The sequence below is a fragment of the Methylobacterium sp. Leaf123 genome (assembly GCF_001423405.1).
Taxonomy (GTDB): Bacteria; Pseudomonadota; Alphaproteobacteria; order Rhizobiales; family Beijerinckiaceae; genus Methylobacterium.
The window spans coordinates 36,681-59,111 of sequence record NZ_LMNS01000005.1; the positions used below are offsets into that span (position 1 = coordinate 36,681).

General features: G+C 68.5%; 24 protein-coding genes. 18 read left to right on the forward strand and 6 right to left on the reverse strand.

The features are described 5' to 3' along the window. Positions 1–103: 103 nt before the first annotated feature. On the reverse strand, positions 104–841 hold the full coding sequence (locus ASF53_RS06435) for a competence/damage-inducible protein A (protein WP_056195666.1): 738 nt from the start codon (positions 839–841) through the stop codon (positions 104–106). Between the two features lie 83 nt (positions 842–924). Here ASF53_RS06435 and sfsA point away from each other — a divergent pair, with 83 nt between their 5' ends. Continuing rightward, on the forward strand, positions 925–1,668 hold the full coding sequence (sfsA, locus tag ASF53_RS06440) for a DNA/RNA nuclease SfsA (RefSeq protein WP_056195670.1): 744 nt from the start codon (positions 925–927) through the stop codon (positions 1,666–1,668). 577 nt (positions 1,669–2,245) lie between these two features. On the opposite strand, the gene ASF53_RS06445 is transcribed toward sfsA, so the two are convergent. Further along, positions 2,246–3,073 (reverse strand): FkbM family methyltransferase, encoded by an 828-nt coding sequence (locus ASF53_RS06445; RefSeq protein ID WP_056195674.1) that lies wholly within the window; start codon positions 3,071–3,073, stop codon positions 2,246–2,248. Positions 3,074–3,213: 140 nt separating this feature from the next. Between ASF53_RS06445 and ASF53_RS06450 the strand changes: the two genes are divergently transcribed. Both ASF53_RS06450 and ASF53_RS06455 read left to right on the forward strand, forming a co-directional pair. Continuing rightward, a complete protein-coding gene (locus ASF53_RS06450; RefSeq protein WP_056195677.1) occupies positions 3,214–3,987 on the forward strand; it encodes an alpha/beta fold hydrolase in 774 nt (257 codons plus the stop codon). Positions 3,988–4,124: 137 nt separating this feature from the next. Further along, entirely contained in the window at positions 4,125–4,589 is a 465-nt protein-coding gene (locus ASF53_RS06455; RefSeq protein WP_056195679.1) for a hypothetical protein, read from the forward strand. 24 nt (positions 4,590–4,613) lie between these two features. On the opposite strand, the gene ASF53_RS06460 is transcribed toward ASF53_RS06455, so the two are convergent. The 3 genes from ASF53_RS06460 to ASF53_RS06470 all read right to left on the reverse strand — a co-directional run bounded on the left by ASF53_RS06460 (position 4,614) and on the right by ASF53_RS06470 (position 8,592). After that, positions 4,614–5,393: an ABC transporter permease gene (locus ASF53_RS06460; RefSeq protein WP_056195683.1), complete on the reverse strand. Its 780-nt coding sequence runs from the start codon at positions 5,391–5,393 to the stop codon at positions 4,614–4,616. Then, positions 5,390–6,316, reverse strand: coding sequence for an ABC transporter ATP-binding protein (locus tag ASF53_RS06465; RefSeq protein ID WP_056195685.1), 927 nt, complete (start codon positions 6,314–6,316; stop codon positions 5,390–5,392). The genes ASF53_RS06460 and ASF53_RS06465 overlap by 4 nt, the downstream gene beginning before the upstream one ends. A 263-nt stretch (positions 6,317–6,579) precedes the next feature. Next, a complete protein-coding gene (locus ASF53_RS06470; protein WP_056196010.1) occupies positions 6,580–8,592 on the reverse strand; it encodes a 4Fe-4S binding protein in 2,013 nt (670 codons plus the stop codon). 182 nt (positions 8,593–8,774) lie between these two features. Between ASF53_RS06470 and ASF53_RS06475 the strand changes: the two genes are divergently transcribed. The 12 genes from ASF53_RS06475 (at position 8,775) to ASF53_RS06530 (ending at position 19,252) form a co-directional block, all read left to right on the forward strand. Then, a complete protein-coding gene (locus tag ASF53_RS06475; protein WP_056195689.1) occupies positions 8,775–9,533 on the forward strand; it encodes a biotin/lipoate--protein ligase family protein in 759 nt (252 codons plus the stop codon). Next, a complete protein-coding gene (locus ASF53_RS06480) occupies positions 9,530–10,096 on the forward strand; it encodes a DUF6505 family protein (protein WP_056195692.1) in 567 nt (188 codons plus the stop codon). Before ASF53_RS06475 ends, ASF53_RS06480 begins: the two co-directional genes overlap by 4 nt. Next, on the forward strand, positions 10,093–11,103 hold the full coding sequence (locus ASF53_RS06485) for a DUF6352 family protein (RefSeq protein ID WP_056195698.1): 1,011 nt from the start codon (positions 10,093–10,095) through the stop codon (positions 11,101–11,103). The genes ASF53_RS06480 and ASF53_RS06485 overlap by 4 nt, the downstream gene beginning before the upstream one ends. Before the next feature lie 8 nt (positions 11,104–11,111). Then, on the forward strand, positions 11,112–11,630 hold the full coding sequence (locus ASF53_RS06490; RefSeq protein ID WP_056195701.1) for a DUF3305 domain-containing protein: 519 nt from the start codon (positions 11,112–11,114) through the stop codon (positions 11,628–11,630). Further along, positions 11,627–12,337, forward strand: coding sequence for a DUF3306 domain-containing protein (locus ASF53_RS06495; RefSeq protein WP_056195705.1), 711 nt, complete (start codon positions 11,627–11,629; stop codon positions 12,335–12,337). Before ASF53_RS06490 ends, ASF53_RS06495 begins: the two co-directional genes overlap by 4 nt. Before the next feature lie 87 nt (positions 12,338–12,424). After that, positions 12,425–13,060 (forward strand): TorD/DmsD family molecular chaperone, encoded by a 636-nt coding sequence (locus ASF53_RS06500; protein WP_056195709.1) that lies wholly within the window; start codon positions 12,425–12,427, stop codon positions 13,058–13,060. 76 nt (positions 13,061–13,136) lie between these two features. Then, positions 13,137–13,382 (forward strand): formate dehydrogenase, encoded by a 246-nt coding sequence (locus ASF53_RS06505; protein WP_003601742.1) that lies wholly within the window; start codon positions 13,137–13,139, stop codon positions 13,380–13,382. A 7-nt stretch (positions 13,383–13,389) separates the two neighbouring features. Next, entirely contained in the window at positions 13,390–16,332 is a 2,943-nt protein-coding gene (locus ASF53_RS06510) for a formate dehydrogenase subunit alpha (RefSeq protein ID WP_056195713.1), read from the forward strand. Between the two features lie 17 nt (positions 16,333–16,349). Continuing rightward, on the forward strand, positions 16,350–16,946 hold the full coding sequence (gene fdh3B / locus ASF53_RS06515; protein ID WP_056195717.1) for a formate dehydrogenase FDH3 subunit beta: 597 nt from the start codon (positions 16,350–16,352) through the stop codon (positions 16,944–16,946). 259 nt (positions 16,947–17,205) lie between these two features. Continuing rightward, the gene (locus ASF53_RS06520) at positions 17,206–18,243 is read left to right on the forward strand and encodes a formate dehydrogenase subunit gamma (RefSeq protein WP_056195719.1); all 1,038 of its coding nucleotides are present in this window, start codon (positions 17,206–17,208) and stop codon (positions 18,241–18,243) included. Between the two features lie 94 nt (positions 18,244–18,337). After that, positions 18,338–18,577: a hypothetical protein gene (locus ASF53_RS06525; RefSeq protein WP_003605055.1), complete on the forward strand. Its 240-nt coding sequence runs from the start codon at positions 18,338–18,340 to the stop codon at positions 18,575–18,577. A gap of 57 nt (positions 18,578–18,634) precedes the next feature. Beyond that, entirely contained in the window at positions 18,635–19,252 is a 618-nt protein-coding gene (locus ASF53_RS06530) for a hypothetical protein (RefSeq protein WP_056195723.1), read from the forward strand. Between the two features lie 34 nt (positions 19,253–19,286). Here ASF53_RS06530 and ASF53_RS06535 read toward each other — a convergent pair whose 3' ends face one another. Next, the gene (locus ASF53_RS06535; protein WP_056195727.1) at positions 19,287–19,880 is read right to left on the reverse strand and encodes a YgjV family protein; all 594 of its coding nucleotides are present in this window, start codon (positions 19,878–19,880) and stop codon (positions 19,287–19,289) included. 318 nt (positions 19,881–20,198) lie between these two features. Between ASF53_RS06535 and ASF53_RS06540 the strand changes: the two genes are divergently transcribed. The 3 genes from ASF53_RS06540 to ASF53_RS06550 are packed head-to-tail and all read left to right on the forward strand — an operon-like array spanning position 20,199 to position 22,383. Then, a complete protein-coding gene (locus ASF53_RS06540; RefSeq protein WP_056195730.1) occupies positions 20,199–20,513 on the forward strand; it encodes a hypothetical protein in 315 nt (104 codons plus the stop codon). Further along, entirely contained in the window at positions 20,510–21,145 is a 636-nt protein-coding gene (locus ASF53_RS06545; protein ID WP_056195733.1) for a TetR/AcrR family transcriptional regulator, read from the forward strand. The genes ASF53_RS06540 and ASF53_RS06545 overlap by 4 nt, the downstream gene beginning before the upstream one ends. Continuing rightward, positions 21,142–22,383, forward strand: coding sequence for an efflux RND transporter periplasmic adaptor subunit (locus ASF53_RS06550; protein ID WP_056195737.1), 1,242 nt, complete (start codon positions 21,142–21,144; stop codon positions 22,381–22,383). The genes ASF53_RS06545 and ASF53_RS06550 overlap by 4 nt, the downstream gene beginning before the upstream one ends. The last annotated feature ends 48 nt before the right edge of the window (positions 22,384–22,431 follow it).

Sequence of the window (22,431 nt, forward strand, 5' to 3'; positions counted from 1 at the left end):
CGGCGGTCGTCTCGTCGCAGCCCAACGTACGGCAGCGCTTGCGTGCTCCCTGCGCGCAGAGATTTATTTCATGACGGCCAGCACGTCGCCGGAAGCGAAATGCCTACGGCCGAAGCCCGGCCAGCAACGCCTCCACGGCCGCGCGCGCCGCTGCCACAGCGTCCCTGTCGCGACCGCGAACGACGATGCGGTTGCGAAATCCCTCCGGCGTCATCGACGGATAGGAGCCGATCGAGACATCGCCATGCGCAGCGGCGATTTCGGCGAGGCCACCGGCGAAGTTGCCCTCGGGGATCGCGCCCGCCTCGATCGTCTCGGACAGCACCGGCGCGTTGCCCGTCAGCGTCGGGCGGATCTCGTCGAGCATCGCCGCCATGATCTGCGGCACGCCGGCCATGACAAAGACGTTGCCGAGCCGGAAGCCCGGCGCCTTCGAGACGGGGTTGGCGATCAGGTCGGCCCCGTCGGGGATGCGGGCCATGCGCAGGCGCGCCGCGTTGAGATCCTCCGGCCGGTGCCGCTCCAACAGCATGGCGCGGGCGCGGGGATCGACGTCGATGCCGACGCCGAAGGCCTCCGCCACGCTGTCGGCGGTGATGTCGTCATGGGTCGGGCCGATGCCGCCAGAGGTGAAGAGATAGGTGTAGCGCGCCCGCAGCGCGTTCACCGCGGCGACGATCTCCTCTTTCACGTCCGGCACGATGCGCACCTCGCGCAGGTCCACGCCGATCTCGGTCAGCACCTCGGCGATGGTGCCGATGTTCTTGTCCTTGGTACGGCCCGAGAGAATCTCGTCGCCGATGACGAGGATGGCGGCGGTGACGTTGGAACTCTGGGACATGCGGCCTCGGGGGCGATGATCGGGGTGGAAGCTAGGGCGCGGATGCGCGAAAGCGAAAGCCCCTCGTTCCGCCCCGGCCCGCGATGCGCTTCCCCTCCCCCCTGATCGAAGGGCGCCTTGTGCGGCGCTACAAGCGCTTCCTCGCCGACGTGCGGCTTCCCGACGGAACGATGGTGACGGCGCATTGCGCCAATCCCGGTGCGATGCTGGGGCTAAACACGGAAGGGTTTCGCGTCCTGCTCTCGCCCTCGACCAATCCGGCGCGAAAACTCGGGTTCTCGTGGGAGCTGGTGGAGGCGGTGCTGCCCGGCGGGCCGCAATGGGTCGGCATCAACACCGCCCGGCCCAATGCCCTCGTCGCCGAAGCCTTTCGCGCGAACACACTCGCGCCGCTGATCGGCTACGAGACGCTCCGGCCGGAGGTCGCCTACGGAAAGGCGAGCCGCGTCGATTTCCTGGCGAGCGGAGGCGGCCTGCCGCCCTGCCATGTCGAGGTGAAGAACTGCCACCTCATGCGCCAAGCGGGGCTCGCGGAGTTTCCCGATTGCAAAGCGGCCCGCTCGGCCCGCCACATGGAAGAACTGGCCGGCGTCGTCACCGCGGGCGGACGGGCGATGCTGATCGTGGTGATCCAGATGCGGGCCGACGCCTTCGACGTCGCCCGCGACATCGACCCGGTCTTCGACCGTGCGCTTCGTGTGGCTTTGGCGGCCGGCGTCGAGGCCTACGCCTATACCTGCGCGGTCGGGCCGGAGGGCGTCGTGATCGACACGCCGGTCCCGATCCTCACATCAGCAGCGAGTCCCATCGGCAGCGCGACGCCATGATGGTGAAGGGTGGATAAAAGGCGTTCCAAGTTTTCGGTCGTGGTGGACCGCTCGGGAACGATCAACACACCGCCGTTGAACATGTGAATGAGAAGGCGCGGGCCCAATTTTTCGATCGATCGGATCATGCCCCATTTATAAAGAACATGACCATGCATCGATCGGGCGTCGATGCCTCGCTCACCGTAAGATAAACAGGCTCCTCCCCGGTATCTGAGCATGATTATCAGGGGACGGACCGCGAAGATTTCCAATGCGGCAAGCAATAGAGCCGCCGCCGGGAGCCACGCATATCGACCGGCCCCGGTCGCAAAGGCGACTGCGACCAATATAAATGCGATCGATAGGAAGATTTTTATCAATCTTGCGTTAGGGCCAAATTTTTCAACGAATACTCCGACCGCTAAATCGGCTCTTCTGAGCCTGAACGGCCCGATGACATCAAAACCGGGGGGCGCGTGGCTGCGTGGCGGCACGGATCAACAAGCGTCTTCTCTGCTGGAGAAGACAACTCTATCATGTCAAAGCTACAACTCAATGCTGTAGTGGCAGCCGAACTCAATCGGCCCCCCACATGTCACTGGCGCTCAAACATCAGGTTGAGCCGCGTGCGGGCGATCTGGCGGTAGCCGTATTTGTGGAGCAGGTTCGGCAGGTCGATCTGCCACTGGTCGGCACCGTTCTCGATGACAAGCAGGGACGGGAGCAGCGAGGCCGGCGCATCGCGCAGGAACGGCTCCAGAATCAGATCCTCGGCGCCCTCGACATCGAGCTTGATCGCGTCGATGCGCTCGATCCCCTCCGAGCGGCACAGCTCCACCAGCGTCACCGCCGGCACGCGCACCGTCGCGTTCTTGTGAGTGCCGACGATCTTCACACTCGACTCGCCGCGGTTGCGCGGATCGATGAACAGGGTCAGCTCGCCGGACTTGTCGGCCACCGCGCAGGCGATGGCCTTCACCGTGCCGAACGGGTTCTGGCCGATGTTGAAGGTCAGCCGGTCGAACACGTCGGGCTGCGGCTCCACCGCGAGGATGCGCGCCCGCCGGCCGGTGAAGCCCGCCACGAACAGAGCGTAGGCGCCGATATTGGCGCCGATATCGAGGAACACCGCATCCTCCCGCAGGCGCTCCTTGAGGAAGGCCCGCTCCTGCGGATCGAAGAACTGCGGGGTGAAGAGCACCTTCTTCTCGCAGTTGTTGTTGTAGGGGTGCAGCCGCATCCGCGCGCCGTAGCGCTCGACGTCGAGCGGCCGGCCGCGCATCATCGAGATGGCGAGGCGGCGCAGGAACATCGCCATCCGCCGCGCGCGCCAGGAATGCTCGGGGAGCTTCTGGGTGCGCTCCGCGATCCGCGCGACGAGGCCGGTGGGAGCGTAGGTGCCGTAGGGCGAGGTGTCCGTCATCGTGCCGGGGTGATGCCAGCCCGGCGCAGCCGCGGCAAGTCGGGCGCTGATCGCGCGCGACGCGCCAAACGCCGTCCGTTGTCGCAGGAAGCCCCATCGCCGCCTTTGACAACGGCGCCCCGGCACCCGAAGACATCGGGATGCAGAGCTTCGACTCCGACGGCGTGCAGATCGCCTTTATCGACGTACCGGCCAAGGAAGGTGCTTCCGGCGGCGGTGATCCCATCCTCCTGATCCACGGCTTCGCCTCGAATCACGCGGTGAACTGGGTCAATACGCTCTGGGTCCGCACCCTGACCGAAGCCGGCTACCGGGTCATCGCCCACGACAACCGCGGCCACGGGCAGAGCGAGAAGCTCTACGATCCCTCCGCCTACACCTCCGACCAGATGGCCGGCGACGCGGTGCGGCTGCTGCGCCATCTCGGCATCGAGCGGGCGGACGTGATGGGCTATTCCATGGGCGCCCGCATCGCCGCGCATATGGCGCTCGATTACCCCACGGAAGTCCGCTCGCTGCTGATGGGCGGCCTCGGCTTCAACCTCGTGGACGGGCGCGGCCTGCCGCAGGGCATCGCCGAGGCACTGGAAGCGCCCCCCGGTGCGCCTGCGCCGAGCCCGACGGCCGCCTCCTTCCGCACCTTCGCCGAGCAGACCAAGAGCGACCTGCGGGCGTTGGCCGCCTGCATCCGCGCCTCGCGCCAGACCCTCTCGCGGGCCGAGCTCTCGGCCATCGAAACGCCGACCCTGGTCTCGGTCGGCACGCTCGACACGGTGGCGGGCTCGGGCCCGGAACTGGCGAAGCTGCTGCCGAACGCCCGCGCCCTCGACCTGCCGAACCGCGACCACTCCACCGCGGTTGGCGACCGGCTGCACCGCAAGGGCGTGCTGGAGTTTCTCGAGCAACGTTCGTAGCGGCGTTTTTTTCGCGCAGAGCCCGTCCCGCCCGCGCTGGAGCCAAGCCGAACGACCTATTGGTGGTAGATCGTTTGACGGACTGCGCCGAAGGCCCGGACCGCCCCTAAGCTGTGGCCCTTCTTCGGGAATGGGCCATGCCGGGTCGGACTTCGCAGACAGCCGCGAACGGCGTTCTTCGCTCGGTCGTCGCGGATGCCCTCGCCAGCGCGCTCATCCTCCTCGCGATCCTGCTGCTGGTGTTCGGCGGCGCAGTCCTGGCGCGGCCGAAGCTCACCTATGACGCGGGCAAGGCCTTCGGCTTGAGCCACCTCGCGACCGACGAAGGCTGCCGTTCGGCCAAGCTGGCGGGCCGAGTCGTGAAGCGGGCATTCAGCCGCGACGAGCTCTCCCTCGAGTCGGTCATCCTTGAGGAGCAATCCGGCCAGTGGACCTTCATCAATGTCGAGGACGGCTATCGAACCCTCGACGCCGCCACCAACGGCGCGGTCAACCACTCCCTCGAAACCCTGCTCAGCGTCGGCAAGCCGGTGTCGCTCCGCATCCTCGGATGCGGGGCAGCCGCCCGGACGCTGACGCTCGACGCCGTGCGGCCGCTCTGAGCGGATCGGCGTGCCTCTGCGAGGTCAGCTCTTCAGCCGGTACCCCGTGCGGAAGATGTAGGTCACGAGGCCAAGGCACAGCGTCAGGAAGGCCAGCGTCGCGGCGATGCTGACGCCGACCGCGACGTCGCCCTTGCCGAAGAAGGCCCAGCGGAAGCCGCTGACGAGGTAGACGACCGGGTTGAACAAGCTCACCGCGCGCCAGAACGGCGGCAGCATGTCGATGGAGTAGAAGCTGCCACCGAGGAAGGTCAGCGGCGTGACGATGAGGAGCGGCACGAGTTGCAGCTTCTCGAACCCGTCCGCCCATAGGCCGATCACGAAGCCGAACAGGCTGAAGGTCAGCGCCGTAAGCAGCAGGAAGAACACCATCCAGAACGGGTGCTCGATGTGCAGCGGCACGAACACCGAGGCCGTGGCGAGGATGATGAGGCCGATGATGATCGACTTCGTCGCCGCCGCGCCGACATAGCCGAGCACCACCTCGAAGGGCGAGATCGGCGCCGAGAGCAACTCGTAGATCGTGCCGGCAAAGCGCGGGAAATAGATGCCGAAGGCCGCGTTCGAGACGCTCTGCGTCAGCAGCGAGAGCATGATCAGCCCCGGCACGATGAAGGCGCCGTAGGGAATGCCATCGACCGTCTGCATCCGCGAGCCGATGGCGGCACCGAACACCACGAAATAGAGCGAGGTGGAGATCACCGGCGCGACGATGCTCTGCAAAGCCGTGCGCCAGAACCGGGCCATCTCGAAACGGTAGATGGCGAGAACCGCCGGGACGTTCAGCATGGATACGCCCATCATGCGCGCTCGCGGACGAGATCGACGAAAATGTCTTCGAGCGAACTCTGGCTGGTATCGAGATCGGTGAACGCGATGCCGGCATCCGCCAGCTCGCGGAGCAGGCCGGTGATGCCGGTGCGCTCCCGCCGCGTGTCGTAGGTGTAGACGAGGCTGCGCCCGTTCTCGCCGAGGTGGAGGTCGTGGCGCGCGAGGTTCTCGGGCAGGGTCGCAACCGGCTCGCGCAAGTGCAGGATGAGCTGCTTCTTGCCGAGCTTGCGCATCAGCTCGACCTTGTCCTCGACGAGGATGATCTCGCCCTTGCGGATCACGCCCACCCGGTCGGCCATCTCCTCGGCCTCCTCGATGTAGTGGGTGGTGAGGATCACCGTGACGCCGTGCTCGCGCAGGCGGCGCACGAGGCGCCACATGTCCTGGCGCAGCTCCACATCGACGCCCGCCGTCGGCTCGTCGAGGAACAGCACCTGCGGCTCGTGTGCGAGCGCCTTGGCGATCAGAACCCGGCGCTTCATGCCCCCGGAGAGCTGCATGATGCGGCTCTCGCGCTTGTCGTAGAGGGAGAGATCCTTGAGCACCCGCTCGATATGGGCTGGGTTCTTGGGAAGACCGAACAGGCCACGGCTGAAGCTCACCGTGTCCCACACCTTCTCGAAGGCGTCGGTGGTGAGTTCCTGCGGCACCAGCCCGATCATCCGGCGCGCGGCGCGGTACTCGCTGAGGATGTCGTGGCCACCGACACGGATCTGGCCCGTGCTCGGCGTGACGATGCCGCAGACGATGTTGATGAGGGTCGATTTGCCGGCGCCGTTCGGCCCCAGCAGTGCGAAGATCTCACCTTGGGCGATGTCGAGGTTGACGTCGCGCAGGGCGTGCAACCCCGAAGCGTAGACCTTCGACAGGTTCGCGATCGAAACGATCGGTGGCATCGGGGCTCGGGGCTGGCGGATGGGCCGCGCGCTATAGCACGCGGATCGGAGCCGCGAACCCTGCGACAGCCGGTTACATTTCCCGCCGTTTCCCTGTCCCTGGCGCGCGATCGGCGGAACCAGCCAGCGCTCCAGGGTTTGACCGATTGTTCTCCTGCGACAATAGATCCCTCTCCGACCTGCCCTCGTTGCGATGGCGGGTCGTTTTTTGTGCTCATGCCAAATCCGGTTGATCCCCTCGGGATGGCGGATTTGGGCTTCGCTCAGGCGCCGCGCGGGCTTGCCGATAGCCCTCCGGCGGCCTCGCGCTCGCGCAGGTAATCCTCGGTGGTGCGCGGCTTGGCCGGCGGCGCCGCGTGCGGGTCGAAACCCTGGGTCAGCGCGGCCTCGACGCGGCAATCGTCGCACATCATCAGCGAGCGGATGCGCTGCTCACCGGCCTCGCCTGAGAACATCCAGTGCCGCTCGCGCAGCTTGCCGATCACCCGCTCGATGGTGGCGCGGGTGCCGAACGGCTTGGCGCAGGTGATGCAGCAGAACGGCTCCTCCTCCTTCACGATCCGGCGGGGCTCGCTCCAAGCCGCGAAGTCGATCTGCGGCTTCAGGCTGATCACGTCCTCCGGGCAGGTGGCCGCGCACAGACCGCACTGCACGCACAGGCTCTCCTCGAAGGCCAGAAGCGGCCGGTCGGTGCTGTCCGACAGGGCGTGGGTCGGGCAGGCGCCGACGCAGGAGAGGCAGAGCGTGCAATCCTCCGTGCGGAATGCGAGCCCGCCGAACGGAGCCCCGGCGGCCAGCGGCACGGCGGCGACCGGCGTCGGGGCCGCGGCATGCATCTCGCGAAAGGCGAGGCGCAGCATCTCGCGCTTGCCGCCCACCGGCACGAAGCCGGCAGGCGCCGGGGTCGCGCGGCCGGGGACATCCGAGCGAAGCGCCGCACCGAGCGCGTCGGGGTCGTCGGTCTCGATCAGGGCGACGGTCGGCGCGTCCGTGCCGGTGCCGTAGCCGAGGGCGTCGGCGAGCGTCCGAGCCAGGGCGACGGTGCGGTGCAGGCTGTCGAGGTCGTGCTTCGGGCGCTCGCGCACGAGCACCCGCGCCCCGGCGGCGCCATAAGCGAACAGCGCAGCCAGAACCTCGGGGCCGAACTGCGTCACCTCGTTGACCCGTACCGGCAGGACATGGGCCGGCAGACCCTCGCCGTAGCGGCCGAGCGCATCGATCAGCGGCTCGCCATGGTCGCCGTCATGGAACAGCACCACCGCATCCGCGCCACCGGCCGCCCGGTAGGCGCGCATCAGGCTGCGCAGGCGGCGCATCAGCGCGTCGGCCGGCGGTAAGGCGTAGTTGGCCGCGCCCGTGGGGCAGACGGCGGCGCATTTGCCGCAGCCGGCGCAGACGTAGGGGTCGATCGCCACCGTGTCACCGGCCGGCGCGATCGCCCCGGTCGGGCAGACGTCGAGGCAGCGGGTGCAGCCGGTGATGCGCGAGCGGGAATGCGCGCAAAGCTCGCCGCGGAAATCGATGAAGCGGGTCTTGTCGAATTCGCCGACGAGGTGGGAGGCCGCCATCACCGCGCGCTCGACCGCGGCCGGGTCGCGCGGATCGGCCCGCAGGTAGCCGCTGCGCAGCTCATGCGCGGGGAAGAGCGGTGTGCCGCCGGTGAGATCGACGATCAGGTCGCAGGTCGAGACTGCTCCGTCGCGCCCTGCCCCGAACACGAGGTGCGTGCGCGAGGACGGTGCCGGCAGGGCGTAATCGTCGATGCGCAGATCGAACGCGCCGAGATGGCCCGTCGCCCCGCGCACCGTGCCGCGGATCACCGGGAACTCGTTGCGGTGGAGCGGCGGGACCTCGCCCGGCCGGCTCAGCAGCACGGTGACGTCGAGATGCTCGGCCAGACGCCGCCCGGCCTCGATCGCCGCCTCGTCGCGCCCGTAGATCAGGGCGACGCCGCGGCTCTCCAGCGGCACCGTGCCGGCGACGGGGACTGCCTCCGCCGCCGCGGCGAGCAAAGCCGCCATCTTCGGACCGGCCCGGTCAGCCTGCGACGACCAGCCGGCGGTTTCGCGGATCTTGGCGAAGGTGACGCGCTCCTCTGCCGCCATCTCGGCGGCGATCTCTTCAAAGAGCGGCGCCTGAAGCGTGCAGGAGACCGTAACGGGCAGGCCGGTCGTCAGGGCTTCGCGGTAACGGTCGAGTTCCCGACCGCAAAGCTGGTCGGCGGTGCGCACGCGGGTGCCGCAACCCTTTTCCAGGGCCGCGACATCGAGCGGCATCGTCTTCTCGCAGGAACAGGCGAACACGAGACGATCGGACACGATTGAACCTGAGACGATTGGGAGCGCGAGGGCCTTCGCGCGGAAGCCTGCCTTCCCTATACTCGTATCATTCTAAAACGACGAACGGACATGCGGGCGCAGGGACCCTTCCCAGGACCGTGCCCCGCCCGAGATCGCCTATGACCCTCCCCCTCGATATCGGATCGCCGGGCTTGCGCCTCGCGCCGCTCGTCCTGCCGCCGGCCTTCACCGGTCTCGTCGCGGCGGGCTCCGCGGCGGGGCTGGCCTGCCGGATGGCGGAGAGCGGCGAGGCGGATGCCGCCACCCTCCTCATGGAAGAACGCGACGACGTCATCGCCTTCGCGGTGGTGCTGGCGCCGACCGAGCCGCTGGCCACGGCGCGGCGCGCGGTCTTCGTCGGGATGCAGGCGCTCGCCGATGCGGTCGGCGCCTTCGGGCCGCCGGAGATCCCGGTGACGTTCCAGTGGCCCGATACGCTGAGCTTCAACGGCGCCCGTCTCGGCGGCGGCGCGCTGCATTGGCCGGAAGGCTGCGACGAGACCGAAACGCCGGACTGGCTGGTCTTCTCGGCGATGCTGCTCGCCTCGAAACGGGATGCGGGCGACCCCGGCCTGACGCCCGACTCGACCTCGCTCGAGGAGGAAGGCTTTCCGAAGGATCTGCGCGAGCCCCTGGTCGAGAGCTTCGCCCGCCATCTCACCAAGGCGTTCGAGATCTGGGACGAGGACGGCGCCGCGCGCTCGACGGGCCGCTATCTCACCCGCCTCGCGCTGCCGCCGGGCGTTCGGGCGACGATCGAGCCGAGCGGCGATGCCCGGCTCGTCCATGCCGACGGCCGCAGCGAAACCCTGACGCTGCGGCCGGCGCTGGTCTCCCCGTCCTGGCGCGACCCGGCTACGGGCGGGGTGCGGCTGTGAGTGCGGGCAAGCTGCCGCGCACCCTGCGGCTCGACCCCTCCGACACCTTCGTCTTCGCGCAGGCCGCCGAGGCCGGCGAATGGGCGGTGACGGGCTCGTTCCTGTTCTTCGATGCCGACCTTTCGGCGCTTGCGGGCAAGGAGCGGGCGGCGTTCCGCTCCGGCTTCGTCGGCGTGCGCTCGCTCGGCTTCTCGACCCTCGTCGTCGTGAGCGAGGCGAGCGACGCTGAGCGCGAGGCGGCGATCGAGGATCTCGCCCGCCACATCCACGAGCGCTTCGGCGCACCGGATCGCGAGGCGGCCCGCGCCGCCGCCCGCGAGGAGATCGAGGTCGCAGCCTCGCTGTGCAATCTGCCGGTCGGCAGCGTCGTGGCCATGCATCGCAGCGCGCAGGATGGGGAAATCGCGGAGGAGTTCCGCACCCTGCACCAGCGCGCACCCGGCGCCGACCCGCTGCACGGGCGCGCCTTCCACTTCGTCGAGACCGACGAGGACGGGCCGGACGAACAGGCCGACCTCGTGGGACTTCTGAGCGACGCCTCCACGGGGGCTGAGAGAGCATGACCGAGTTCTGGGTATCGAGCGGCCACCACCTGACGCAGCGCACGGGAGGGGGCGGCCTCGCCGTCACCGACGAGCTGATCCTCGCCTATCTCGCGCGCCCCGAACTGGTGCCGCCGGAGGAGGCCTGCGCCGCCGAGCGCGCGCTGCATGCGAGCCTTCTCGCCGAGCCGCGCCGGACCATCACGAGCGGTGAGATCCAAAACATCGCGGACGCGGATGCGCGGGAGAACTGGGAGGTGATGCTCGCCTTCCGCGAGCGGCTGCTCACGGCCCGCTCGGTCGAGGCCGCCTATCTCGCCCTCGTGCGCGGCGGGTTGCAGGGCGTGCCGGGGCTGTTCCTGACCCAACTCGTGCACCTCATCCTGCGCAACGCGCTCGACGGCTGCGAAGACCCGTTCGTGCTGCGCGCCGCCGAGCTGTTCTTCCGCGCCCAGCGCGCCAGCCTGCACGAGGGCGCGGTGCTGCTCGCCGATGCCGAGGTGATCGAGGCGCGCGAAGGCGGCGCACCGCTCTCGCCGCTCGTCACGATGCTGGGCAAGGAGGCGGCGAGCGAACTCGACGTGCTCAACGAGGAGAACGCCTGGACCTATTGGAGCCGGTCGGACGCCTTCACCATGGCGCTCAATCTCGGCACCAGCGGCCGAAGCCGGGACGGGCTGGCGCGGGCGATCGAGGCCTTCGTGCGCCACCTCCTCAACGCCGAGGTCACGGTCACGCCCCTCGACCGGATGGAGGATCCCGACTGGCGCTGGTTCGTCGGGCTCGATGCGGAGGGCACGCGGATCGGCAACGCGCTCTGGCGCGGTGAGACCCTGGACGACGCCGCCCGCGAGCGGGTGATCGCCGTGTTCAGCCTCACCTTCGCCGATCCGGCCCGGGTCGATCCGCGGGTCGGCGAACGGCCGGTCTATCTCCTGCTCGCCATGACGCCGGACAAGACCGTGCAGTTCAAGCCACAGAACCTCGTCGTCGGATTGCCGCTGGCCTCCGACCGAGCCGCCGCGTGAGGTCGGACATGACGCGCGAACAGATCCCGGAAGACCGCTTCGAGGTCGGCATCATCGTGGCCCGCCGCCGCCTGAAAGGGCCGTGGGCGAGCCATGCCTGGATGCCGGTCGAGGCGCTGCCGGCAGCACCCGAGACCGCGCCCTGGACCCAGCTCTCCGAGACCGAGGAGGAGGCGACCTTCTATGCCGGCGCCCACGAGGTCACGCTGCACATCGCCGAGACGGCGCATTACCGCGACAACCTCGTCTCAGGCCGCCCCTCGCTCTGGGTGACCCTGCACGCCGCATCAGAGGACACCTACACGGTGGCGAGCGTAACCGCCGATCCCTACGAGGGTGAATCGATGGCCGAGGGCATCGGCGAGATCGTCGAGGCGGTGCCGATGCCGCCGGAGGTGCAGGCCAAGCTGCTCGCCTTCTTCGAGGCCTTCCACATCGAGCGGAAGTTCGAGAAGCGGAAACGCGACCGCGCCGACCCCGAGGCCTTGGCGCGCCGCGCCCCCGGCAAGCAGGGGAAGCCGGAATGAGCGACGGCTTCCTCTCCCGCTGGGCGCGCCGCAAGGAGGCCGTGCGCGCCACCGAGCGAACCGTTGCGCCCGCTCACCCGGATGCGGACGAGGCAGAAGTCAATCTCGACACGGAGGCGCATACCGGTGAGGGATCACCTGCGCCGCAGCCTGTCGTCCTGACCGGCGATGAACCGGAGGCGGGGCCGGACGATCTCCTGGCGAGGCTCCCCTCCCTCGACGCCCTGACGCCGGAGACCGATCTCACCGCCTTCCTCCAGGCCGGTGTGCCGACGGCCCTGCGCAACGCGGCCCTGCGGCGGATGTGGTCGCTCGATCCGGCAATCCGCGACTTCGTCAGCGAGGCGCGGGAATACGCCTATGACTGGAACACGCCCGGCGGCGTGCCGGGCATGGGCCCGCTCCTGCCCACCGACGACGTGAAGGCGATGCTGAAACGGATCGTCGACGGTGTCCCCGTCGCGGCCGAGGAGGAACCGGCCCCCGAGTCGCAGGAGGCTCCGACGGCGTCGTCGGAGGACGCCGCGGAGAGCGCCGACACGGCGCTCCCGGAGCCCGAGACCGACCCTGCAACCGCAAGCCTGCCGATGCCGATGCCGGACATGCACGCACCCGTAGCGGTCGCCGCCGTCGATGCCCCCGAAGTCGAACAGCCCACCCTCCCCCGGCCCCGCCTGCGGCGCCATGGTGGTGCGATGCCCTCGTAATTCACGCGCATTTCGATTGCGGCAAAGCCAAACGCTTTTTATTATCGATCCAAACAAGCGGTCCTCCAGGCGGGCCCGAGGGAAACGATGAGTTCGGTCGCGTCCGTGATGGCACTTCCGGGAGATGAGGTGTCTGGAGTCGTCGGCGTTCCGGACGAGATCGACCTCCTGCGCGCGCAGCAATACGATCTTCTGGCTGCGCTGCTCGGACGGGCGCCGGGTTCTGCCCTGCTCGCGGCCCTCGCGGCCGTCAAAGAGGGCGACGGGATTCTTGGCCGGCAGGTCGCGGCCCTGCGCCGTGCCGCGGCGGAGACCGATACGGAGGCGGTAGAGCGCGAGTTCTTTGCGCTGTTCATCGGCGTCGGCCGCGGCGAACTTCTGCCTTACGCCTCCTACTACCTCACCGGCTTCCTCAACGAGCGTCCGCTCGCCCGCGTGCGCGAAGATTTCGCCGCGCTCGGCATCGAGCGGGACGAGTCGATGAGCGAGCCGGAGGATCATCTCGCGATCCTTCTGGAGGTGATGGCGGGGCTCGCGGCGGGGCGGTTCGAGGCGGAGCCCGGCATGCCCGCGCGCTTCTTCGCCCGGCACATCGAACCCTGGGCGGACCGTTTCTTCGCGGATCTGGAGAACGCGAAGGCGGGCCGGTTCTACCGCGCGGTCGGAGGGCTCGGCCGCGCCTTCATCGAGATCGAGGCGGAAGCCTTCGCCATGGAAGGCTGAAGGGCTGCTCCGTCGTGACAAATGAAATCGAGGCGCGTTGCCCTAGAGCAGGCAGCCGCCGGAGGAGACGAGGGTGATGCGACAGGATCCGAAGACGCTCGGTCGTCGCCAGTTCTTTCGGGCGCTCGGCGGCAGCACGGTGGCCGCCGCAGCCGCCGTCGCTTCGCCGATGGGGGCGACCGAGGCCCAGGCCTACGATCCCGGCAACGACGAGACCAAGGCCCGTTACCGGGAGAGCGACCACGTGAAGGCGTTCTACCGGACCAACGGCTACGAGACGCTGAAGAAGAACACTGATCCGGCTTCCACCGGTCCGAAGTGAGGCTGCCATGCTGATCAAGCGCAAGAGCGGCGACGCTGCTCGCACCAAGCACCAGGCCGTCGCCGCCGGCCTCGCCGCGGGCGTGCTCGACCGCCGTGCCTTCCTCCGCAAGTCCGGGCTGACCGCCGGCGCGCTCGCCGCCGCCGGCACGATTCAGCTCGGCTCGGTGCGCAAGGCGCAGGCCGCCGGCTCCTCCGCCGTCGGACCGGACACGGTCATCAAGAAGAACGTCTGCACCCACTGCTCGGTGGGCTGCACGGTGACGGCCGAAGTCGTGAATGGCGTCTGGGTCGGCCAGGAGCCGTCCTATGCCAGCCCGATCAACCGCGGCACGCACTGCGCCAAGGGCGCGGCGATCCGCGAGCTCGTCTCGTCCGACCGCCGCCTCAAGTACCCGATGAAGCTCGAAGGCGGGCAGTGGAAGCGGATCTCGTGGGATCAGGCCTACGAGGAGATCGGCGACAAGCTGGTCCAAATCCGCGAGAAGAACGGCGCCGACTCGGTCTATTGGCTCGGCTCGGCCAAGTTCACCAACGAGGCCTCCTACCTGATGCGCAAGTTCGCGGCTCTCTGGGGCACGAACTCGATCGACCATCAGGCGCGCATCTGCCACTCGACCACGGTGGCAGGCGTGGCCAACACCTGGGGCTACGGCGCCCAGACGAATTCCTATAACGACATCCGCAACGCCAAGACGATGATCATCCTCGGCGGCAACCCTGCCGAGGCGCACCCGGTCTCCCTGCAGCACGTCCTGTCGGGCAAGGAGATCAACCGCGCGAACATGATCGTCATCGATCCGCGCTTCACCCGCACCGCGGCGCACGCCACCGAATACGTGCGCATCCGCTCCGGCACCGACATTCCGGTGGTCTGGGGCATCCTCTGGCACATCTTCCAGAATGGCTGGGAGGACAAGGAGTTCATCGCCCAGCGCGTCTACGCCATGGACGACGTGCGCAAGGAAGTCGCCAAGTGGACGCCCGACGAGGTCGAGCGCGTCTCCGGCGTGCCGGGCGAGCAGCTCAAGCGCGTGGCGGAGAAATTCGCCAAGGAGAAGCCGGCGACCCTGATCTGGTGCATGGGCGCGACCCAGCACACGGTCGGCACCGCCAACGTGCGCGCGCTGTGCATCCTGTGTCTGGCCACCGGCAATGTCGGCAAGCCGGGCACCGGCGCCAACATCTTCCGCGGCCACACCAATGTGCAGGGCGCGACCGATCTCGGCCTCGATGTGACGTCGCTGCCGCTCTATTACGGCCTCGTCGAGGGCGGCTGGCGCCATTGGGCCCGCGTCTGGGAGGTGGAGTACGAGTGGCTGCAATCGCGCTTCGATGAGGTTCCGGCGAAGGGCGGCCGCAAGGCGCGCACCCGCAAGGAAAACATGGAATCGCCCGGCATCACCTCGACCCGGTGGTTCGATGCCGTGAACCTGCCGGCCGAGCAGATCGACCAGCGCAGCCCGATCAAGGCGTTCATGGTGTTCGGCCACGGCGGCAACACCGTGACCCGCATGCCCGAAGCCATCGACGGCATGAACAAGCTCGAGCTGCTGGTCGTCGCCGACCCGCATCCGACCACCTTCGCGGCGCTCGATGCCCGGCAGGACAACACCTACCTCCTGCCGATCTGCACCTCGCTGGAGATGGACGGCTCGCGCACGGCCTCGAACCGCTCGATCCAGTGGGGCGAGCAGATCGTGAAGCCGGCCTTCGAGTCGAAGAGCGACTACGAAGTCCTCTACCGCCTCGCACAGAAGCTCGGCTTCGCCGACAAGCTCTGCAAGAACATCAAGGTCACCAACGGCGCGCCCGAGGCGGAAGACATCCTGCGGGAGATCAACCGCGGCGGCTGGTCCACGGGCTATTGCGGCCAGTCACCCGAGCGGCTGAAGGCGCATATGCGCAACCAGCACAAGTTCGACCTCGTGACGCTGCGCGCCCCGAAGGACGACCCCGAGGTCGGCGGCGACTATTACGGCCTGCCCTGGCCGTGCTGGGGCAAGCCGGGGCTGCGCCATCCCGGCTCGGCGATCCTCTACAACACGAGCCTCCACGTGAAGGACGGCGGCGGCGGCTTCCGCGCGCGGTTCGGCACCGAGCGCAACGGCCAAACCCTGCTGGCCGAGAACTCCTTCTCGAAGGGCTCGGATCTGACCGACGGCTACCCCGAATTCACCTACGGGGTGTTCAAAAAGCTCGGCTGGGACAAGGACCTGACGCCGGACGAACTCGCCACGATCCTCAAGATCGGCGGTGAGAAGCCCGACACCGTGAGCTGGGCGACCGACCTCTCGGGCGGCATCCAGCGCGTCTGCCTCGACCATGGCGTCTCGCCCTTCGGCAACGGCAAGGCCCGGGCCAATGCCTGGAACCTGCCCGACCCGGTGCCGGTGCACCGCGAGCCGGTCTACTCGCCCCGTCCCGAACTCGTGGCGAAGTACCCGACCCGGCCCGACGAGCGGCAATTGCGCATGCCGAATATCGGCTTCTCGGTGCAGAAGTCGGTGGTCGATCGCGGCGTCGCCAAGGACTTCCCGATCATCCTCACCTCCGGTCGCCTCGTGGAATACGAGGGCGGCGGCGAGGAGACCCGTTCGAACCCGTGGCTCGCCGAATTGCAGCAGGACATGTTCGTCGAGATCAACACCGGCGATGCCGCCGCGCGCGGCATCAAGGACGGTCAGTGGGTCTGGGTGAGCGGCCCTGAGAACGGCGCCAAGACCAAGGTTAAGGCGCTGGTGACCGACCGCGTCGGCAAGGGCGTGGCGTTCATGCCCTTCCACTTCTCCGGTTGGTACCAGGGCAAGGACATGCGCGACTACTACCCGCAGGGCACCGACCCGGTGGTGCTCGGCGAGAGCGTGAACACTGTGACGACCTACGGCTTCGATCCTGTGACGGGCATGCAGGAAACGAAGTGCACCCTGTGCCAGATCGCAGCGGCGTAAGAGGAGCACCCCGAACCATGGCCCGGATGAAGTTCCTCTGCGACGCGGATCGCTGCATTGAGTGCAACGCCTGCGTCACGGCCTGCAAGAACGAGCACGAGGTGCCCTGGGGCATCAATCGCCGCCGCGTCGTCACCCTCAACGACGGCAAGCCCGGCGAGCGCTCGGTCTCGATGGCCTGCATGCACTGCACCGACGCGCCCTGCGCGGCGGTGTGCCCGGTGAACTGCTTCTACACCACGGCCGATGCCGTGGTGCTACACTCCAAGGACATCTGCATCGGCTGCGGCTACTGCTTCTACGCCTGCCCGTTCGGCGCGCCGCAATACCCGCGGGTCGGGAACTTCGGTTCGCGCGGCAAGATGGACAAGTGCACCTACTGCTCGGGCGGCCCCGAGGCCGATTTCTCGACCGCCGAGTACGAGAAGTATGGCTCGAACCGCCTGGCGGAAGGCAAGCTGCCGCTCTGCGCCGAGATGTGCTCGACCAAGGCGCTGCTCGCGGGCGACGGCGAGATGATCGCCGAGATCTACAAGCTGCGGGTGATCAAGCGCGGCTACGGCTCCGGCGCCTGGGGCTGGAAGACGGCCTACCGCGAGACCGTCGCGATCTGACGCCCGGTTCGAGGGCGAGGCAAGACGCCTTCGAACCGTGTTGCCGCCCTCGGACCTCATCCTGAGGTGCTGAGCATCCGCTCAGCCTCGAAGGAGGGCTCCCGGGATCGCAATGGTTTCCGGAGCCCTCCTTCGAGACCGCTTCGCGGCATCTCGGGATGAGGGCGGTGGGTGGGACGCTGCCGGTCGGCAGCAATGGGACGGGAACGGCGGGGCTCGGCTCGGCACGTCTCCACAAGGACTTCGGAAAGGAACGCCGATGCGGCGGGCAACGACCTTCCTCAGCACCCTCCTCCTGGCGGTGATGCTTCTCGCGGTGCCCGGCGCGTTCGGCCCGGCGCAGGCGCAGAACCCGATCCAGGCCGATGGCCAGAACCCGATGGGCGCCCGACCCACCGCGGATTCGGTCAACGAGGAATTCCTGTTCAAGCAGGAGTCCAAGATCCGCGGCCGGGTCTCGATCCCCGACGGCAAGGCGGCCAACCTGATCCAGCCGCAGGGCCGCGAGTATCAGAACTTCCGCGAGCGCTGGCTGCCGTGGATCGGCGCGCTGACCATCCTCGGCATGCTCGCCGCCCTCGGCGCGTTCTTCCTGTTCCGCGGCCGGATCATGATGGAGCACAGCCAGGAATCCGGAAAGAAGATCCTGCGCTTCAACGCCTTTGAGCGCTTCACCCACTGGATGACGGCGGTGTGCTTCATCATCCTGTCGCTGTCGGGCCTGAACTACATTTTCGGCAAGCGGCTGCTGATGCCGCTGATCGGCCCGGAGGCCTTCGGCGCGATCGCGCAATGGGCCAAATATAGCCACGTCTACCTCGCATGGCCGTTCATGCTCGGCGTGGCCTTCATGTTCGTCCTCTGGATCAAGGACAACATCCCGAACAAGGTCGATTGGGCCTGGATCAAGGCCGGCGGCGGCTTCATCGGCAAGGGCCATCCCCATGCCGCCCGCTTCAATGCCGGCCAGAAGGGCGTGTTCTGGATGGTCGCCGGCTTCGGCGCCGCCATGGCCGCCACCGGCCTGATGATGCTGTTCCCGTTCGCGCTCACCGACATCAACGGGATGCAGGTGATGCAGGTGATCCACTCGGTGATCGGCATCGTCTTCATCGCCGGCATCCTCGCCCACATCTACATCGGCACGCTCGGGATGGAGGGCGCCTACGACGCCATGGGCAGCGGCAAGGTCGATCTCGCCTGGGCGCGCGCCCACCACGACCTCTGGGTCGAGAAGGAACAGGCGCGCACCGCCAGCGGCCCGCAGCTCAAGGGCCATCCCGCACCTGCGGAGTGATGAGAGGGGAGACCGGCGGCGCGGGCCGGTCTCCGTCCAAGGGCAAGACCACCTGCGCTGACCGAGGCTTCAGGCCTCAACGGAAGACACGACCATGAAAGCCTTCCTCGCCGCCGTGATCGCCGCCATCGCCCTCGGGGTGCTGGCGATGTTCGCACTCACGAGCAATCAGAAGTTCGCCTATCAGGCCTTCGCCACCTCCGGGGCGCGGGTGTCGGAGCCCGGCACCAACCTCGTCGGTCCCCGCTGGAACGGCGATCCGAAGCCCGACGAGTACAACGGCGAGCCCCACGGCAAGGCCGAGGGTGAAGCGTCGCACCCGAAGCGCTCCTGAGCGGCCCCAAGAAACACGATCAAGAAACACGATAACGAAGACGAGGGAGTGAGCCCGATGAAGCCTTCGCCGATCATCCGGCACCTCGCCGGCGGCCTTGCGGCCTGTGCGCTTCTCGCCGGCACCGCCCTAGCTCAGGATACGAGCCCGAGCGCGCCGGCCGCGCTGCAGACATCCGGTAAGCCGGCCAATCTCTGCCAGGAACTGGTGGCGTTCGTGAAGCAGCCGGAGCCGGCCAACAAGGCCGCGGTGACGCCGCCGCAGCAGGCCACCGCCGTCTCGAACCCGTCCGGCAAGACCGAGGGCGGCAAGCCGGCGGATGGCGGCGAGCCCCAGAAGACGTCGGGCCTCAGCGGTGCCGTCAGCGAGACCGGCAACGGACCCGCGCCCGGCGCCGCGACCAACACGCCCAAGCCCGACGCCGCAACCGGCAACCCGGCGGACAACCCGAACGCCAAGGCGAATGCCTTGGCCAAGAACCCGCCGCCTCCGGGCCCGTCCGCTCCGGCGCCGAAGCCCGACCCGGCGACCATCGAGAAAATCGAGGCGGCGGCCGGCGCCAACGACCTCGCCGCCTGCCGCGACGCAGCCCGCTCCATGCGGCTGGCCGGCGTCGTCATGCCGCCGCCCCTGCTCGCGCTCGCGGCGCTCGATCTGAAGTTCTTCCAGCAATGAGAAAAGCGGCGGAGCCTTCGGGCTCCGCCCCGCGTCAAGCGGCGCCCTGGAGCTGTGCCGCCGGGTTGGCGACGGGCACCGGCTTCTCCGCACCGCCGCGCACCAGTGCGATCACCAGCGCCGCGAGCGTGAGCAGATCGCAGGTCAGGCCGAAGACCGAGCCGACCAGGGTGTTGTGGAGCGCCCAGCACGAGGACGCGCCGAGGAAGAAGCGGCGCATGGCCTGTGCATTCCCCTGAAGGCGTGCCGTCGTCGCCAGCAGCGATCCGAGCCCGGCGCAGGCCGAAGGCCATCCGTTCCAGGTCGCGAGCGTGAGGCCGAGGGCGACGAGGCTGCTCGCCAGGAACAACGGTGCGACCCAGGCCGCGCGGGAATCGGGCCCGATCCAGCGCGCCGCCACCACGCTCTGCATCACCGAGACGAGGCACATCGCCATGCCCGTCTGCGCGCCGAGCCGCAGGAAATGCAGCGCGAAGCAGGCAGAGCAAGCCGCCGATGTGAAGAGAATCAAACTTCGCCGCGGCATCATTCCGCCGGCAAAGCCGAGGCAGAGCCCCAGGCTTCCAAACAGGTCGAGGTGTTCACGCGCGGCATTCCACGCGAGGGGAGCGAGATCTGCGGGGGACATGATGAGGGTCTCGAACGACGCGTTCGTTCTTCGTGTTGACGGACGTTCTATTGAAGCTTGGTCTTCGCTCTTCCTTCGCGGCCGTTTCGGTTCGCCGCGAAAGCAGTGCCGACCGCGTGCCGAGCCGCTGCGGTCTTGTCCGTTGCGCTATTCCTGCGTGGTAACTGGTTCGTTAACGTGACGATAACGGTTCCTCAGCGTGGCGCCGGCGCCTCACCTGGGAAGCGAAGGACACTTGCCCACCCCATGAGAATGAACGTTCATTGACACGAGAATGAACGTTCACTATCAAACTCCGAGCAGCGTAGGAGTTGGGCCATGGGCATGGTTGTCGGTGATCGGGCGTCTTTCCCTCACGCCGTCGGGCTCGCTGCCGAGCGCACCACCGCGCAGGAGGGTTTGAGCCCCGCGCGGTTGTTCAAGGCGGTCTGCACACCGGGGAACCTGCTCGTCTGCGCCGTCGTGGCCTTCGGCTGGTTCGCGCTGCTCGGCTGGACCGGCGCCGGTCCGGATGGCTGGCAGGCCCGTCTCTGCGCCGATCTCGACCTTCAGCCGCGCTCCTGCGCCGCCGTGCAGCTCCTCGGCGAGCCCGGCCGCACCGCCGCCAGGGACACCGTAGGAACCACCTCATGAGTGCAGCGGCCGGCGCCGTCATCGACGCCCGCAGCGGACAGGCGGCCCGGCGCGAGCATATCCTCGACGCGGCCGAGGCCTGCTTTGTCCGCAACGGGTTCCACCGCACCACGATGCAGGATCTCGCCCGCGAGGCTTCGATGAGCCCGGGCAACATCTACCGCTACTTCGAATCCAAGGAGGCGGTCGTCCTTGGGCTGGCCGAGCGCGACCGCGAGCGCGGCGCCGTCCTCGTCGAGGCGATGGAGCGGGCCGGCGACAAGCGCGCCGTGCTGATGGGCGTGCTCGCCCGCTTCTTCCTCGACATCACCCGCGAGGCGGCGATCCTGCGCCTCGACATCTGGGCGGAGGCGAGCCGCAATCCGGCCATCGGGACGATGGTGGAGCGCGGCGACGAAGACGGGCGCACCTGGCTCATCGAGATGTTCGACGCGATCAAGACCTCGCCGGACTGCGATTCCACCGCCCTGTTCGATGCCATCGCCCCGCTGATGAAGGGCATCATCGTCAGCCGTGCCCTGAGCGCCGATTACGATGCCGGCCCGGCCGTGGCGCAGCTTCAGGCCGTGATCGATGCCGGCCTGTCCGGTCCGTTCCCCCTCCCCCGCCTCGACCAGGAGACCGGCCGATGAAACGCGTCCGGGCCCTCGCCCTCCCCGCCTTCCTGCTCGCCGCGGCAGGCCTCGCGCCGGCTCGCGCCGAGACCACCCCGCCCCCGGCGAAGACCGCCCCGGCGCCCACCGTCAGCGTGGTCGAGGCCGAGCGGCGCGAGATCGTCGAGAGCGTGGTCGTGACCGGCACCCTGGTGCCGCGCGACGAGATCCTCGTGACGCCCGAGATCGACGGCTACCGTCTCGTCGAGCTTCTGACCGAGGAGGGCATGCGCGTCGAGAAGGGGCAAGTGCTGGCCCGCCTCAACCGCGACCTGATCGACCGTCAGCTCAGCCAGCAAAATGCGCTGATCGACAAGGTGAGCGCCGCCGTTCTCCAGGCGCAGAGCAACATCGAACAGGCCGAGGCCGCCGAACTCGAAGCGCGGCTGGCCCATGATCGCGCCAAGCAACTGATTCAGACCGGGATCACCACCGCGGCCGTCATGGAGAACCGCACCGCTGCCCTGCGGCAGGCAGAGGGCAAGCTCGCCTTCGCCCGCAACGGGCTGGCGATGGCCAAGGCCGAACTGGCGCAGGCCAAGGCCGTGCGCGACGAACTCGAACTGCGCCTCGCCCGCACCGAGATCCGCGCGCCGGAAGCCGGCATCGTCAGCCGCCGAACGGCGCGGGTCGGCATGGCAACGTCGTCCTCCGCAGAACCGCTGTTCCGGCTGATCGCCCGCGGCGAGATCGAGCTGGAGGCGGAGGTCATCGAGACCAAGCTGCCGCTGCTGCGCGAGGGCGCTCCCGCCTTCATCGAGATCGGCGAGGGCGAGCGCGTCACGGGCAGCGTCCGCGCGGTCTACCCGGAGGTCGACAAGGCGAGCCGGCTCGGCAAGGTCCGCGTCCGCCTCGATCCCGATCCGCGCCTGCGCATCGGCACCTTTGCCCGCGGGGCCGTCGAACTCGCCCGCACCCGCGGCGTGACGGTGCCCCAGGCCTCCGTCCTCTACGGCGGCGGAAAACGAAGCTCCGTGCTCGTCGTCGCGGAGGACAAGGTCGAGTCCCGCGAAGTCCGCACCGGCTTGTCCGACGATGACGACATCGAGATCCGCTCCGGCCTCGCGGAAGGCGAGCGGGTCGTGGCCCGCGCCGGCAGCTTCCTGCGCGACGGCGACCGCGTTCGCCCGGTTTCGCTCGCGCGGCAGGGGCAGACACCGGCCGCTGTCTCGACCGCCCCCTCGCCGCAGGCCACCGCCGACGCTGGCTCGCGCTGAGGCGGCTCCGCCTCGGCCCCATCGATATTCCTTCTGACGGTTTGCCCC

Excerpts from the sequence above, each read along its gene's own strand:
- ASF53_RS06435 (WP_056195666.1), bottom strand. The coding sequence starts at position 841 with ATGTCCCAGAGTTCCAACGTCACCGCCGCCATCCTCGTCATCGGCGAC.
- sfsA (WP_056195670.1), top strand. The coding sequence starts at position 925 with ATGCGCTTCCCCTCCCCCCTGATCGAAGGGCGCCTTGTGCGGCGCTAC.
- ASF53_RS06445 (WP_056195674.1), bottom strand. The coding sequence starts at position 3,073 with ATGACGGACACCTCGCCCTACGGCACCTACGCTCCCACCGGCCTCGTC.
- ASF53_RS06450 (WP_056195677.1), top strand. The coding sequence starts at position 3,214 with ATGCAGAGCTTCGACTCCGACGGCGTGCAGATCGCCTTTATCGACGTA.
- ASF53_RS06455 (WP_056195679.1), top strand. The coding sequence starts at position 4,125 with ATGCCGGGTCGGACTTCGCAGACAGCCGCGAACGGCGTTCTTCGCTCG.
- ASF53_RS06460 (WP_056195683.1), bottom strand. The coding sequence starts at position 5,393 with ATGATGGGCGTATCCATGCTGAACGTCCCGGCGGTTCTCGCCATCTAC.
- ASF53_RS06465 (WP_056195685.1), bottom strand. The coding sequence starts at position 6,316 with ATGCCACCGATCGTTTCGATCGCGAACCTGTCGAAGGTCTACGCTTCG.
- ASF53_RS06470 (WP_056196010.1), bottom strand. The coding sequence starts at position 8,592 with ATGCCGCTCGATGTCGCGGCCCTGGAAAAGGGTTGCGGCACCCGCGTG.
- ASF53_RS06475 (WP_056195689.1), top strand. The coding sequence starts at position 8,775 with ATGACCCTCCCCCTCGATATCGGATCGCCGGGCTTGCGCCTCGCGCCG.
- ASF53_RS06485 (WP_056195698.1), top strand. The coding sequence starts at position 10,093 with ATGACCGAGTTCTGGGTATCGAGCGGCCACCACCTGACGCAGCGCACG.
- ASF53_RS06490 (WP_056195701.1), top strand. The coding sequence starts at position 11,112 with ATGACGCGCGAACAGATCCCGGAAGACCGCTTCGAGGTCGGCATCATC.
- ASF53_RS06495 (WP_056195705.1), top strand. The coding sequence starts at position 11,627 with ATGAGCGACGGCTTCCTCTCCCGCTGGGCGCGCCGCAAGGAGGCCGTG.
- ASF53_RS06500 (WP_056195709.1), top strand. The coding sequence starts at position 12,425 with ATGAGTTCGGTCGCGTCCGTGATGGCACTTCCGGGAGATGAGGTGTCT.
- ASF53_RS06505 (WP_003601742.1), top strand. The coding sequence starts at position 13,137 with ATGCGACAGGATCCGAAGACGCTCGGTCGTCGCCAGTTCTTTCGGGCG.
- ASF53_RS06510 (WP_056195713.1), top strand. The coding sequence starts at position 13,390 with ATGCTGATCAAGCGCAAGAGCGGCGACGCTGCTCGCACCAAGCACCAG.
- fdh3B (WP_056195717.1), top strand. The coding sequence starts at position 16,350 with ATGGCCCGGATGAAGTTCCTCTGCGACGCGGATCGCTGCATTGAGTGC.
- ASF53_RS06520 (WP_056195719.1), top strand. The coding sequence starts at position 17,206 with ATGCGGCGGGCAACGACCTTCCTCAGCACCCTCCTCCTGGCGGTGATG.
- ASF53_RS06525 (WP_003605055.1), top strand. The coding sequence starts at position 18,338 with ATGAAAGCCTTCCTCGCCGCCGTGATCGCCGCCATCGCCCTCGGGGTG.
- ASF53_RS06530 (WP_056195723.1), top strand. The coding sequence starts at position 18,635 with ATGAAGCCTTCGCCGATCATCCGGCACCTCGCCGGCGGCCTTGCGGCC.
- ASF53_RS06535 (WP_056195727.1), bottom strand. The coding sequence starts at position 19,880 with ATGTCCCCCGCAGATCTCGCTCCCCTCGCGTGGAATGCCGCGCGTGAA.
- ASF53_RS06540 (WP_056195730.1), top strand. The coding sequence starts at position 20,199 with ATGGGCATGGTTGTCGGTGATCGGGCGTCTTTCCCTCACGCCGTCGGG.
- ASF53_RS06545 (WP_056195733.1), top strand. The coding sequence starts at position 20,510 with ATGAGTGCAGCGGCCGGCGCCGTCATCGACGCCCGCAGCGGACAGGCG.
- ASF53_RS06550 (WP_056195737.1), top strand. The coding sequence starts at position 21,142 with ATGAAACGCGTCCGGGCCCTCGCCCTCCCCGCCTTCCTGCTCGCCGCG.